Source organism: Thermoplasmataceae archaeon, from assembly GCA_038729425.1.
GTDB lineage: Archaea > Thermoplasmatota > Thermoplasmata > Thermoplasmatales > Thermoplasmataceae > B-DKE.
This window is the reverse complement of sequence record JAVYSB010000001.1, coordinates 150382-163662: the sequence shown is the minus strand read 5'-3', so window position 1 is coordinate 163662 and position 13281 is coordinate 150382. Positions and strand designations below refer to the sequence as shown.

At 43.7% G+C, this 13281-nt stretch carries 13 protein-coding genes and 1 tRNA gene; 7 read left to right on the top strand and 7 right to left on the bottom strand.

Annotated features, from left to right (window positions below; genetic code table 11):
• Nucleotides 1-97: 97 nt before the first annotated feature.
• Nucleotides 98-1933: a ribosome rescue protein RqcH gene (rqcH, locus tag QW597_00770; protein ID MEM0155121.1), complete on the top strand. Its 1836-nt coding sequence runs from the start codon at nt 98-100 to the stop codon at nt 1931-1933.
• Nucleotides 1934-1953: 20 nt separating this feature from the next.
• On the opposite strand, the gene QW597_00765 is transcribed toward rqcH, so the two are convergent.
• On the bottom strand, nt 1954-2877 hold the full coding sequence (locus QW597_00765; protein MEM0155120.1) for a bifunctional phosphoglucose/phosphomannose isomerase: 924 nt from the start codon (nt 2875-2877) through the stop codon (nt 1954-1956).
• Between the two features lie 269 nt (nt 2878-3146).
• Between QW597_00765 and QW597_00760 the strand changes: the two genes are divergently transcribed.
• On the top strand, nt 3147-4010 hold the full coding sequence (locus tag QW597_00760; GenBank protein ID MEM0155119.1) for a DUF835 domain-containing protein: 864 nt from the start codon (nt 3147-3149) through the stop codon (nt 4008-4010).
• A gap of 30 nt (nt 4011-4040) precedes the next feature.
• Nucleotides 4041-5477, top strand: a complete 1437-nt coding sequence (gene gvpD / locus QW597_00755; protein ID MEM0155118.1) for a gas vesicle protein GvpD P-loop domain-containing protein — start codon at nt 4041-4043, stop codon at nt 5475-5477.
• On the opposite strand, the gene QW597_00750 is transcribed toward gvpD, so the two are convergent.
• Nucleotides 5474-5872 carry a hypothetical protein gene (locus tag QW597_00750; protein MEM0155117.1) on the bottom strand — a complete coding sequence of 133 codons (399 nt, stop codon included), beginning with the start codon at nt 5870-5872 and terminating at the stop codon, nt 5474-5476. The genes gvpD and QW597_00750 overlap by 4 nt on opposite strands.
• A gap of 53 nt (nt 5873-5925) precedes the next feature.
• Between QW597_00750 and hemB the strand changes: the two genes are divergently transcribed.
• Nucleotides 5926-6888: a porphobilinogen synthase gene (gene hemB / locus QW597_00745; GenBank protein ID MEM0155116.1), complete on the top strand. Its 963-nt coding sequence runs from the start codon at nt 5926-5928 to the stop codon at nt 6886-6888.
• 38 nt (nt 6889-6926) lie between these two features.
• On the opposite strand, the gene QW597_00740 is transcribed toward hemB, so the two are convergent.
• The 3 genes from QW597_00740 to QW597_00730 form a co-directional block, all read right to left on the bottom strand.
• Nucleotides 6927-8501, bottom strand: coding sequence for an FAD-dependent thymidylate synthase (locus QW597_00740; protein ID MEM0155115.1), 1575 nt, complete (start codon nt 8499-8501; stop codon nt 6927-6929).
• Between the two features lie 398 nt (nt 8502-8899).
• Complete coding sequence (locus QW597_00735; GenBank protein ID MEM0155114.1) at nt 8900-9418, bottom strand: Zn-ribbon domain-containing OB-fold protein; 519 nt, start codon at nt 9416-9418, stop codon at nt 8900-8902.
• Nucleotides 9415-10677: a thiolase domain-containing protein gene (locus tag QW597_00730; GenBank protein ID MEM0155113.1), complete on the bottom strand. Its 1263-nt coding sequence runs from the start codon at nt 10675-10677 to the stop codon at nt 9415-9417. Before QW597_00730 ends, QW597_00735 begins: the two co-directional genes overlap by 4 nt.
• A 98-nt stretch (nt 10678-10775) precedes the next feature.
• Between QW597_00730 and QW597_00725 the strand changes: the two genes are divergently transcribed.
• Complete coding sequence (locus QW597_00725) at nt 10776-11618, top strand: NAD(P)H-binding protein (GenBank protein MEM0155112.1); 843 nt, start codon at nt 10776-10778, stop codon at nt 11616-11618.
• Between the two features lie 5 nt (nt 11619-11623).
• Here QW597_00725 and QW597_00720 read toward each other — a convergent pair whose 3' ends face one another.
• Together QW597_00720 and QW597_00715 are read right to left on the bottom strand one after the other, a co-directional pair.
• Complete coding sequence (locus QW597_00720; GenBank protein MEM0155111.1) at nt 11624-12109, bottom strand: DUF1940 domain-containing protein; 486 nt, start codon at nt 12107-12109, stop codon at nt 11624-11626.
• A gap of 24 nt (nt 12110-12133) precedes the next feature.
• Nucleotides 12134-12206, bottom strand: a tRNA-Gln gene (locus QW597_00715).
• Nucleotides 12207-12302: 96 nt separating this feature from the next.
• Between QW597_00715 and QW597_00710 the strand changes: the two genes are divergently transcribed.
• Together QW597_00710 and QW597_00705 are read left to right on the top strand one after the other, a co-directional pair.
• On the top strand, nt 12303-12689 hold the full coding sequence (locus QW597_00710) for a hypothetical protein (GenBank protein MEM0155110.1): 387 nt from the start codon (nt 12303-12305) through the stop codon (nt 12687-12689).
• Nucleotides 12690-12768: 79 nt separating this feature from the next.
• Nucleotides 12769-13272 (top strand): ArsR family transcriptional regulator, encoded by a 504-nt coding sequence (locus QW597_00705; protein ID MEM0155109.1) that lies wholly within the window; start codon nt 12769-12771, stop codon nt 13270-13272.
• Nucleotides 13273-13281 lie beyond the last annotated feature (9 nt).

Here is a 13281-nt window from a genome sequence, read left to right as displayed (position 1 = left end):
GCCCATGGTCATGCGTTATAAGAATTAAAAATGGCACATCCTTTCCCGCCAGGAGGTTAAAAAGTTAATTAAGCGCTCCGCTGATAAGGGCGTAACAATGAAGCTGAAGCAATCTTCGCTTGATTTTCACGCATTTATTGCCACCTATGGCCAGGAAATAAGTGGATCTTTTATAAAAAAGATTTTCCAGATATCCTCAAATGAATTCATTTTCCAGATATACAGGTCAGACGTAAAGCGCAGAAATTTGATGGTTTCACTCACTAAAGGCATCTTCTTTTATGATCTAAGAACACCCGATGAGGCATCCTCTGTCGCCATGATTCTCAGAAAGAGCCTTTCAGAGAGAAAAATCGTTAATATTGAACAGATCAACTTCGACCGCGTCGTGAAAATAGAACTGAATACAGGGCAGGAAATCATTTTTGAACTCTTTCGCGAGGGCAATCTCATTATCAGTGAATCAGGGTTGATGAATTTTGTTTTCAATCCCAGGGAATGGAGGAACAGAAAGCTTGTGAAGGGGGAGAAATACATCCCCCCTGGACTTACAGATCCATTATCATACTCTCCTGAAGAAATGTCTATGGTGCTGTCAGAGAGCAAAGGATCCATAGTCCAGACACTGGCCACTCGAATGAATCTTGGAGGTGATATTGCTGAAGAAGTTGCGTTCCGGCTTGGAATAGACAAGGACTTGCCATCGAAATCCCTTCAGGACAAAGGCATGGCTATACTTGCCAAAATAGACGAGGTGGTTCAGGAGAGCGAGAAAAGTGGGGCATTTTACTACGATACTGAACAGATAATATCTCCAATCAAATTATACCATCTGGGCAAAGACCCAGTGAGAACATTTAACGATCTGTCCGAAGGATACAGGTATTATCTGGACAACTATCCGGAAGAATCCAGGAAGGAATCTCCTCTTGAACGCAGGATCGAATCCCAGAGAAAGAGCATTGAGGAATTCACCACACAGATGAACATGTATCAGAACATTGGAAAAGTCATAATGTCTAACCTCGGGCTGGTTAAATCCATCCTGAAAGAATTTCAGAACATACTTAATGAAAAAGGGATCAAGGCAATAAAGGAAATACAAGGCCATCCTGTGTCCAGTATAGACCCAGTGAAAAAGAAATTCAGAATAAGTATTGATGACACAGAAATCATACTTGATTACACAGTCTCCGCCGGGGAAAATGCAAACCTGGTGTTTGGAGAGTCCAAATCTTTCAGATCCAAGATCGTTGGAGCAGAACAGGCTATAGAAGAGACTAAGAAGCAGATGAACCTTGCATCCACAAAATCGACTGCCGTAAGGAAGCGGCCCAAATTCTGGTTCGAGGTGTACCACTGGTTCAGGTCTTCAGAAGGTTTTCTTGTTATAGCTGGGCGCGACGCAAAAAGCAACGAGAAGATCGTGAAGAAGCATCTATCGGACAGGGATATCTATGTTCATGCTGATATACATGGAGCACCGAGCACCATAATAAAAGTAGAAGGTGACTCAAAGCCCAGTGAACAGACCATCCGTGAAGCGGCAATATTTGCATTCTCGTTTTCGCGGGCATGGGCTGCAGGAATCACATCCGGATCAGCTTACTGGGTTCTTCCATCTCAAGTCAGCAAAACTCCAGAGTCAGGAGAGTATGTTTCCAAAGGTTCCTGGATAATCCGTGGAAAGAGGAATTACGTTTTTGACCTGCCGGTGGGGCTGACGATTTGCAGGGTAATGGAAAATGGCATTGCCATTCCCTTCATAGGCCCGACTACATCGACGGCACAGATTGAGGGAAAGAAGGTAAACATCATACCTGGGGGCCAGAAAAGGGGCCAGGTAGCTAAGATAATAGCGAGAGAGCTTGAATTCTCCACTGATGAGGTTGAGGGAATACTTCCTCCAGGTAATTCACAGATCGTTGGCTGATCTACATGTCGCTGGGGGAATCACTTCACGAGCTCAGATTTTAGCTTCTCGATAACACTCACGTCTTCCGGATCCAATCCCCTCAAGATAGAAGCGTGATAGGAGACATAGTCAGCACAGTGGATCGCGTACATAATCTTCTCTACAGGATTTTTTCCCTTCACTGGCAGCAGTTTGAATTTGTATCCTGTTAGGTTTGAAGTCGCACTTATCCTCTTTTCCATCTGGCTGTTTGTGGTATCCCCTATAACAATTGGATAAAATCTCTCCCTGAGATACGACCTCTCGAAAGCCATGATATCATTGTGATCGAGTTCTGGGAAATTCAGGGAGAATGAAAGGATCTTCGCGTTCTCGTTGAACTGTGTTTTCCACCTGAACCCTGCTGACCTGAACCCAGGGAGGGTCAGGAGAACAGGTATCTTTTCATCTTCTACTATCTCACTTGCAACAAGGTCAAGGAATTTATGTTCCTTATCCAGTTCGTCAAGCAGTTCGTAAACTCTCTCTTTTCCAGCGCTATTTATTATGTTGAATGTGTTGAGAAGGGGACTCACTAGGTAACCTAGCGCAGACCTAGGTTGTAGCCCCCCTGGAACTACGACGTTAGTAGAAGCCATGCGTGATATTTTCCCACCGGAAGAAATGCTGACTGTCTGCGCTCCAGCTTTGATAGCAGCTTCCAATGCGGCCAGCGTTTCCTCGGTGTTCCCCGAGTAACTGATTCCTATAAATAGAGTATATTGGTCCACCCACCTGGGGATATCGTAGGATTCGTTCACAAACAGAAGTTTTTCATTGTATAAATCCTGGAATATTTTCCCAGCAATTCCGGATCCTCCCATTCCGGAAATAACCATATTTTTAAAATTCCCTGGTAATTGGAACTTGTCCGATGTCTTGAATTGTTCCTTGAGACTCAATATTTGCTCGTAGAATTCCATGTTTATGTAATGTACTACTGATTTAAAATATATCTCAGTGGATAACAGAGCTGTCGTACTTTCAGTAATTTTGAAGCGGAGGGCTTTGGTTCTCGCTTAAGGGCTCTTCTAGAAACTGAAAGAAAGGGTTTGGTATTATGTTCAGAGGTCCTTCTTAATGCCATTTAATTTTTCCATAACTATGTTATATTAGATTGATTGCGCATACTCAGATATATTGTTATGTAATGACAAAGATTTAAATATGGTTTTCAATGTACTGACACAGCATGATACTGGTTTACGACAGAGATAAGAAACATAATTCTGTCGTTGATGACCTTTTCGGTCCCTTGGGAATGCCATATACGGTAACAACAAAGCTCCCCCTTTCTGCTCCCACAGAAACTCCGTCTGCGGTGGTATTCTTCGTGGATGGAGAGGTAAGCGATACAATTAAAGAATATGTGTTGACGCCGAAAAGGACTTCGATTATCATCCTGATTCACACAAAGGACATCGTAGTAGAGGATAGTGTGGCTCTTACCTGTGCCCTCGTCAAATACGAGGAGAAGGACTTGCTTCTTACTCGTTCCAGGCTAAGAGATGCTCTTACAAACAGACTGTTGAGACACCTGAGCGTCATTGATGATTTCACCATATATATGGCACGAAACGGCCTTTATCCGGGCCAAAGCTATTATACTAACCCAAAGAATGCACAACATTTTTTGAATCTCATAGTTTCGAAGCGAATACCCTGGAAGAAAGTATTGCTTACCTCAAGATACAATCTTATGATAGATGCGCCTGATGTTGTAAAGCAGGAAAATTTCATATGGGTCACAGACTCTGCAGGCCCCCAGAAGAGCCGTCCTGTAAATCTAACATTTATTATTGATGCAATAATTAAGAAAATAAATGAACTGAATCCACAGATCGTCTATATCGACGTTTTTGACTTTCTCATGCTGTATCACCCTTTCTTCGAGATAGCAAGAGGTCTTGAGCAAATTAGAAGCGTTTGCGTAGAGAAAAATATATATCTTATCGCAGTGATAGGGCATTCGTCAATGGATCCAATCCAGTATGGTCAAATTACAAGATATGGGGAGCAGTGGGAGCCAGCAAGTGGTATAATAGACGAGGATTGATCGGAGGAAAATATGCCCAATGAGGATTTAATGAGTCTGTTAAAGCAATTCTTTTATCAGGGAACTGGCAAGTCTCTTATCATTAAGGGCAAACCCGGTGCCGGTAAGACTACTTTCGCTCTCGAGTTCATCGGTCAGATAAAGGATGATACACCCGTTTTCTACCTTCCTGCAAGATCTTACGACGAGCCGCTGAGGGATAAGTACCCGTGGATCAAGGAAATAAAATCGGGAAAGATTTATGCCAATCAAAACCAGGTTAACCTCAACAATGTTGTGAGAAGCTCACTTGAGAAGATGGAGAAGAGTATAGAGGAAAAGATAACCGCGAAGGAATCTTATACCTTTGACAGTGGACTCGTTTTCAACGTCAGTGAACTTATGCCTGATATTGAGGCAATGTATGACTTCGTCGATGAAAACATGGGGATGAACCCAATTATAGTTATCGACTCCATAGACGCCCTTTCGGAGACATACAGGCTCAACAGAGAACTGATATTCTCAATACTGCAGAAGGACCTGGTGGAATCTTCTGGAGCTGGACTAATCTGCATCATGGAAGAGAAAGAGAGCACCAAACTGGAGTATTTTTCTGATGGTGTAATAACACTAGATTACATGCTGAACGATCACTTCCTAGTCAGATCTGTCGTCCTCGATAAACTGAGGGGAGTATCGGTAGGATCGAGTCCTTTCTTCCTTTATACCCTGTTGAACGGCGTGTTCATGCCTTTCCAGAGAATACCCGTTCTGTATCCGGAAACCAAGGTCGAGCACACTCTGAAGGACGAGTCAAAACAGTTTTCTGTCTCCATAGGAAACCCTTCTCTTGGTGTTCTCAACGACTCTGAGGAAGCAAGTATTCCGCTCGGGTCTGTTATAATGATCCATCGCGTCAACAATACAAATAATGTTGATGAAATTGTCAAGCTCATCAAGAACAACCTTGTCCTGCATACAATAGCTAACGGAAGGGGGGTAATCGACGCCTCGTCGAGCAACTACGAGACCTCTAGAGTGATGGTTTCAGCCGCGGACAAAGAGTGGATAAGCCACTATATAACTGCGGAGAAATCCAAAAAATCAAACCCTTATGTTATCAATATTGAGGGAAAAAGCGTTGAAGACGATTTTCCGAGTGAGGTCCTGGAGTTCTATCTTTCTTCATCTGCAAAGCCGGCTGCTTACATTTTTTCAACAGATTATCTGAGGTTCATCTACGGTGACCAGTTCCTTGGAGGATTGTCAAATCTCCTCAATCCAATTAGAACCACCGGGATAATAATGATCATTGCGGACGAGGATGATTACCAGAAGCTAAGCCATTATGCCAATATGACCATACACCTCCGGGAAATCAGAGGGTACGTGGTTGCCAACTCAAATTCTAGTCACTATTTTGCCGCTTCTGTATCATACAACAAGGATAGCTGGCCGGAAATTGTCTTGACAGAGATCGTTTAATCAAGGATTTTCTCGATTCTTGTTATCTCCAGGTTCTTTATCTTGGTAAAATTGTTCTCATCATTTATCATGAAATCCTCGCCCTTTATGCTGTTCAGGAGGGATAGCATTGCCGCCGAGACCAGCACTATAGCTGCGACTTTTCCGCCTGCAGCATCATTGCTTGAGAGTTTGGATAAGACCTTGAGACGGTTACCGTCAGACTCAAAGTGCACCTCCGGACATTCAATTTTGACTTCGTGACCCAGAAGCCTTCCACCGATCTCAGACAAGATCGCAATAGATTCCACACGTGATTTTTCAAAAATACTGTAACGATCGCGATCTATTGTTATCAGGGTTCCAGAACTCTCAAGGTTGACAATAAGGTCACCACGCGCTTCAAGCCTAAACATACTTACCAGCGTCAGTTCAGGAAAGTTTAACTCTATATGAAAACTTATGGTCTATGTTTCCTGTAACTAGAATGCGGCGCACGAGAAGAAATGAACAGATACGTGACCTCTTCAGTGAGGTAAGCGTTGATAGGAACCGCATGGTTATGCCAGTTTTCATCGACGAGACAATCAATGGCAAGGAGCCGATATCTTCAATGCCTGGTATTTTCAGGTACTCATACGATTCATATAAGCAATATATTACCGATCTTGACGCCATCGGCGTAAAATCCGTGCTTTTCTTCGGAATTCCCAAACTGAAAGACAGTATTGGATCGGCCGCGTATGACAGCGATGGAATCGTACAACGCTCCATCGCATATGCAAAGGAAAATACTGACCTTGTGGCTATGGCGGATCTCTGCATGTGTGAATATACGGATCACGGGCATTGTGGAATACTGTCGGGAACTGAAGTGGACAATGACAACACGCTTGAGTCCTACAGGAAAATTGCCAAAAGCTATGCGCAGGCGGGCGTGGATGTAATAGCCCCGAGCGGCATGATGGATGGACAGGTTGGTGAGATAAGAGATGAACTTGACCTGAATGGATTCAAAGACACAATTATAATGGCATACAGTTCGAAATTCGCCTCCAGCATGTATGGTCCGTTTAGGGATGCCGCACAGTCGACCCCCGGTTTCGGAGACCGCAAGTCCTACCAGATGGACTTCAGGAATTCTGACCAGGCAATGAGAGAAATCGAGCTGGACATATACGAGGGGGCTGATATCGTGATGATAAAGCCGGCACTGTTCTATCTTGACCTGATCGAACGCGCAAGATCGAGGTTTGAAATGCCAATAGCGGCCTACAACGTGAGCGGAGAATATTCCATGATCAAAAACGCGATATCATCTGGTCTGGTCTCTGAATCGGTAATAGGTGAGTCCCTTACCTCAATTTTCCGTGCTGGTGCGGATATTGTCATAAGCTACTTCACGGAGTCACTTTACAGGTCGAAAGCTTAGCTCATAAGATTCCCATAAACCGGCAGGATCAGGCTCGATCATCTTTCGCCGTAATCTATTATTTTTCTTTCCTTCCTTGTTTCGGATTTCAGCCTTCCCAGATCATACTGTCCTTCATCTGCAAACCTTATTATTTCAGAAAGTTCTGGATGTACACTCCGAATCCTGTTGTACATTTCAATGGAGATCCTCCTGAGGTCATTATGGGCCTGTGGAGTTGACCTGAGTTCTATGAAATATGTGATTTCCCTGAGGTTAGCCGTCACAGCCACCGGGTATCTGTAGGCATAAGGAACAACGTATTGTGCCTTGGTTGGATCAGATTCATCCAGAATAATGTCATAGGCTGCTCTTGCGCGTTCCATGGCTGTTGTGAATGCTCTCCTGTATCTGTCTACAGATCCTATGATGTCTGGAATTTCATATCCATACCTAGCCGAAAGAGGATTTCGTATTATGGAAAGGAAGCGATGCCGCTGGAGGTCTCTGAAAGCCCCAAAATTGGTATTGACTTCAAAGACATAGTTCACTGACTCAAAAGCCCTTGGGGGTTTCATTCTTCTGTTTTTCCTGAGATCGCCGATGGCTTTAAGCAAACCGTACTTTTCTTCAGTGCTCATTGCCTTAACGATTTTCCCGATGCCCTGCAATGAGCTGGTATTGTGATACAGCAGCAGGGATATAACCCTGTCAAGTGAAGAATTCCTGTCGTCAAAATACGATAGGGAAACAAGCTTATCTGGTGCTTTACGCTCAATATTCCGCGTGGTAAGTTTCTGGACAGCTTCCCCATATCGCAGGATCTCCTGTTTTCTTTCGGAAATAGCATTCTCTAACAGGCCGGGGAACTCCTTTATTAGTTCTCCATAAATACTGTCTGCCAGAGAAACTGATTCAGGATCACCAGCATATTTTAGCCTTGCTACAAGATCTATAAATGACCTACCGTTTCCAGAGATGCCGAGGTTGGTAAGGGTACCGGCTGGCAGTAGGAAACGCAGATCGTCAAGAACTCTTGATCTGACAGACGTCTCATAAGACTTCTTCGCTATCGCTGCATCCTGAAGGCTAAGCCTGTCAAACTCAATTTCGCTATTTCCATCCCGCGGGGTGAATGTGAAGTTGTTTATGGGAAACATATTCCTGACAGTTTCCATCATCGGATCGTACATCGATGTGTAAGTATCAAACAGCTGTTCACAGGCATCTGTATATTCGGCAGCTGATCTCCCTGAAAGCCCTATCCTACTTGGGTCTATAAAAAGATATCTTCCGTTGATCTTTTTATCATATCTAACGTACCTAGAGGACTTCTCCAAAAATGAAAGCCCAACGCGTATCTCTTCTATATTTTTGGATGCTATGTTGGATATGTTCTGGACAGCCATCTGTGCTGTGACAAGTTCAGATACTGATTCATCTCCGTACTCTAGGAAAACCTTCCTGTAAAATTCCACTCCCCGGCTCTCATTTGTTTCAAATTCCTTGTGATATAGATCCCTGATATCCATGGAAGCTGTCCGGCTGTACCTGGACAACAGGGCTCCCCTGTCTATCATCCTCTTGGTGTGGATAACGAAAACATCCTTATCCGTATTGGAGAAATCTTCCATTCTAAGTCATTGTAAGAAAAATAAAAACAATTTGTTCTCCTTCGTACTTGATGTTTTTGGGTAAGTTGTTTACGAATCAATACCAGCATTGCAATCGTTTAATACAGCTCAGGGTTAGATATTCGCAAGAAAAGATGAATCTAATACTGCAAATGTCAAGTGAGTAAGAGGGATCGTGCACAGCCTGAGACGCATAGCCTTTTGCTAAACAGAACCAAAATCCAGATAACCCAACGGAGCGATAAAAATACAGGTTGGACAAGCGATTTTCAATCCTCTTTATTCAAAAAAAAGAACACAAGAGGTGTGAATCTAATTTCCCAAAGCCAGTATGCATTGCTATGCCAAGAAAAATGGATATTAATTTTTATTAGGATAAAAATAAAAAATGTGTAATTTCACTTTTCCTTTCTTTTCTTCTTCTCGGTTGTTCTCTCTGGAACGAAATACACATCAGTCGGGCTGAACTTCAGGTTTCTCCTGAATTTAGCTACAACAGGCATTCCAACGTATATGTCATCCAACGATGCACCGATAAGCCTCGCCATGAACAACGAGTCTACATTCTCAAACTCGACCATGATGAGGTTAAACGGAGTCTCCTTGAGAAATTCCTCGCTGCCGAAATAACAGGTTGTGTACGTATGCACTTTTCCCTTGTTCGGGAGTTCATACCACTGGGTAGGAGCACCGCAGATCATGCAGTGTGCTCTTGGTGTAGCGTAAGTATATCCGCACTTTGTGCACTTGCTTCCCATGATCTTTTTCTTTCCAAGTGCCCGGAAGAACTCTGAATCCTGGGCATAGCTGTGGATATAATCAATTTCGTAATGAGACTTCACTATCAGTGGATCTATGCTATAAACTTCGGTGCCAGTCTGGGTCTCTTCCATTTTTGCGTCCGGGTTGATTGTCATTTCACCGCCTCCATTATCGTTGCAGTAACATAGGTCCCAGTGCCGGCGTGACTGTGTATGAGACCCCGTTTTGGATTACTTAACTGGAGGTAATCGTCCTTGAAATGCTTCTTTACGGTTCTCTGTAGCTGCCAGAACATGAACACAGACTGCATGATCCCGGTGGCGCCCACCGGATGCCCGGATGCGAGTAGCCCTCCGGACGGATTCACCGGAACCTTTCCCTTAAGCTCAGATTTTCCGCTCTCTATGAAGCTTCCACCCTCGCCGTATTTGCAGAGCCCCAGATCTTCGTAAGTTTGAATTTCGGAAGAAGTGTACGCATCGTGAAGTTCAACAAGATCAAGTTCCTCAAGCGGATCTGTGATTCCGGCTCCTTCATAAGCCTCCTTTGCTGCGGTTCTTCCAGCTCGAAAAGAGTGCACGCCAGGGTACTTCAGGTTCGCGTAATCTGATTCTTTCTCGTTTGGCAGGAGCGGTACTTTCAGCATTGGTCTGTCCGCCAGCCTCATGGTATCCGTTCCAGTGCCTATGCTCTTTATCAGCACTGGCCTGTCGGTGATCTCGAATGCCTTTTCTTCAGACGCTAGTATCGACACCGCAGCCCCATCAGACATCGTGCAGACGTCAAGTCTTGTGAGAGGATACGATACCATGGGAGAATTCCTCACGTCGGCAACTGTAATGTCCATTGGGCTCTGAGCATAGGGGTTGTGCAGAGCATTCCTGTGGTTCTTCACAGACACCTTGGCTAACTGTTCCACGGTTGTGCCGAATTCATGCATGTGACGTACTGCCATCATCGCATAATAGCCTGTGTAAAACCCTCCCACAGGATAGTCAAAATTTGTATCGCTTGCCAGTGCTATAAATTCATTCCCTTTCCAGGTGTTCACGTGGGACATTGTCTCAAATCCATAGACTGCGCAGGTATCCATTCTTCCGGAGGCAATCTCCTCATATCCAGTCTGGAACGCGAGACCGCCAGTCGCTCCTCCTCCTTCGACTCTCTTGCTTGGCTTTGGTGTCAGGCCCAGATAATCCTGAACCATAATGCCCGACATTAACTGTCTCTGAAAGTGATCAGAGAAGTACGATGCCACGGATCCGTCTATATCTTTCAATGATAGATGGACATCCTCCATTGCATAGTCAAATGCCTTCTTCACCCTCAACCTGAAATCCATATCCGGAGTCGCCTTTGCGAATTTTGTAACGCCTCCGGCAACCATGTATACATTTCTTCCCTTATGTTTCATCAATCTCAAATAAGTGTAGAACTAATTGCATTAAAAATTTCGCTTAATTAGATTTTTTCTCTCGGCAACATTAATATTTTCATAGACAATAAAGCAGGGTGAAAACAATTGTGTTTGGCGGTTCAGGTTTCTTGGGTACGAATTTTATCAGGTCATTCGGTTCAGAGGAAAATGCCTATTATTCAAGGCACAGGTCAAAAATTTTAGATGATTTTGGGGCAAAATGGATTGAGGGTAGCATACTCGATGAAGCAAAAGTGATTGAGGCAGTGAATGGTTTCGATACCGTAGTCGTCTCGGTCGGAACCCAGAATGAAGTGGATGAGTCCCACTTTGATCTGCAGGTCAACGGGATGAAGAACGTGGTAAAAGGGATAAAAAAAGTCGATAAGGATCAGAAACTGATTTACATTTCGCAGATAAACCTCGAGAAGGGTAAAACAGAATATTTCAGGGTAAAGAGAGTGGCGGAGGGAAACGCGCAACTCGTGAAGAATCACCTTATTGTGAGACCATCTAACATCTTCGGAGACGGAGATCATCTGACGGCAAGAATAATAAACACTGCCAAAAACCATATGGGAAAGTTTCCGCAGGAGGGCGATCTGAGCCCAGTTTACGTAGAGGACCTGGTCACTGTCATTAAGAATTCACTGGAAACCCGAGGCGCCATTAATGTGTCTGCGAAGAACAAATTCAGCTTTCTCGATTGCATAAACACTGCAAGAGTTTCTCTTGGGGTTAAACCTGCTAGGTCGGCTGGGAAACTGTTCAGAAGGGGTGCAATAAGGAAACTTGCCGAAAGATCAATCTTTACGGAAGAAGAGATCAACAGGATGTTGCTTAATTACTACAGGGATAACACAATGCTTCTGGATCGATACGTAAAGGAGCCACTTTCATACAAGCAATACATTGAAAGGTCTGCGAAGTCATCGTGAACCATTTACATTAACACGTGCCCCATCGCTTCTCTGTACACAAAAATACTGAGTTTGTACATATATTTGATGGTATAATCAGGAATCACTCCGGCAAAATCGGGGTCCTTCCTTGCACTGGTCAGATAGCCGGCGGCTAATTGTATCATCGAGCTCGCAGAAAGAAGGTGCGCGGCCCTGAGGTCTCCTCTTGACATTTTTTCAACTAGATCCACAGGTGTTTCTTCAGATCTCTTTATCATTTTTCTCTGGAGGTCTGGAAGTTTAACATCTGGATCGTAAAGGCCGCTGGAAAGTGTGTCTAGCATGTCAAGGATGTCCCTGGTCTCCTGAATTTTGTCTGTTGTGGATATGGCAAGTCCGATATGAGCCTGGGCATTGCGAATGCTGGATAGGTACCTGAAAAAATCGTGATCAATAGGTATCTCCTTCTCTATTAGATCGCAGAAAGCTAAGGTTACGTCTTCACCCTCATCAACACCCTCAGGCATAATATCACCATATCCAAAGATAAATAGCTCCGGGCAGATTCGAACTGCCGTCGACGGGTCCAGAGCCCGTAATGCTTGGCCACTACACCACGGAGCTAAGCAGTACGGCTAACGCTAATCTCCATTAATATTTTTGCCTGCATGCTGATTGGTTAATAACACAAAATTAAATATCCAAAATTGATAAAGAAGCGTGAAAAACTGGAGCGGTCACATTTATTTTGACGAGAAATTCCAGTGGAAAAATCTAGACAAAGCATTCCCTGAACTCTGGAATACAATAGCCAGTCAGACCAAACAGAACATCGAGGATGAACAGTACGATCAAGTCTCCCTCGAACTCAATATGGTTGAAATCGAGAAAAACAAGAAGCCAATGGGATACAACAAGGAAGGTTCAAAATACCGCATGATTTTCCCTCAGGATAAGAAGGAAATGATCATTTACAGGGGTATACCGGCGGAAGATGTGAGGGAAATCACAGAGAAAGCCACGAAAATACTCAAAAACAAGAAAATCAAGGTATCTGTAGATTACGACAAGATGCTTCTTTATGATATTCGCAAGAGGAGAAAGTAACTTTTTTACTGGAAAAATTAATATCTATGATTAAAATATTAAGAAATAGTTATATCTCATCCTGCCATATCGTTTCCATATGGTCAGCAGAATAAAGGTAGTCAACGACATTGGAGAATTAGTATCGATATTCCATGCTGCCGACACAGATGTTAAGAGGAGGCTTCTTCTGGACCTTGCATCTAGTTGGGTAACGATGCCGCAGATCGACCAGAAGTATGGAATGCTGGGGAAGAAGGCACTTTATTATCTTGATAAGATAAAACTCATAGAGAGCCAGTGGATTACGAGCGAAAAGGGACCTGAGAAAGCTTATCACACTTATTATACAAGCGTACAGATAAATCTCCTTGGCTCAATGGGAGAGCTGGCTGATATTATATACGCAACTACGTTTTCTGATGCAGACCTTGAAAAGTACGAGACAAGCATAAAGGGGATGATGGTAAATAACGAGGGTGTTTTTCTTGGTGAAGTGGCTGAAAACCTCGGTATTTCCCAAACTCTGTTGAGGGGAATAGTAAAGAGATCGAGCATTTTACAGATCAAAGGTTTCAAGATTGAGCTTATAGAGAACCGTTAGACTACAGAA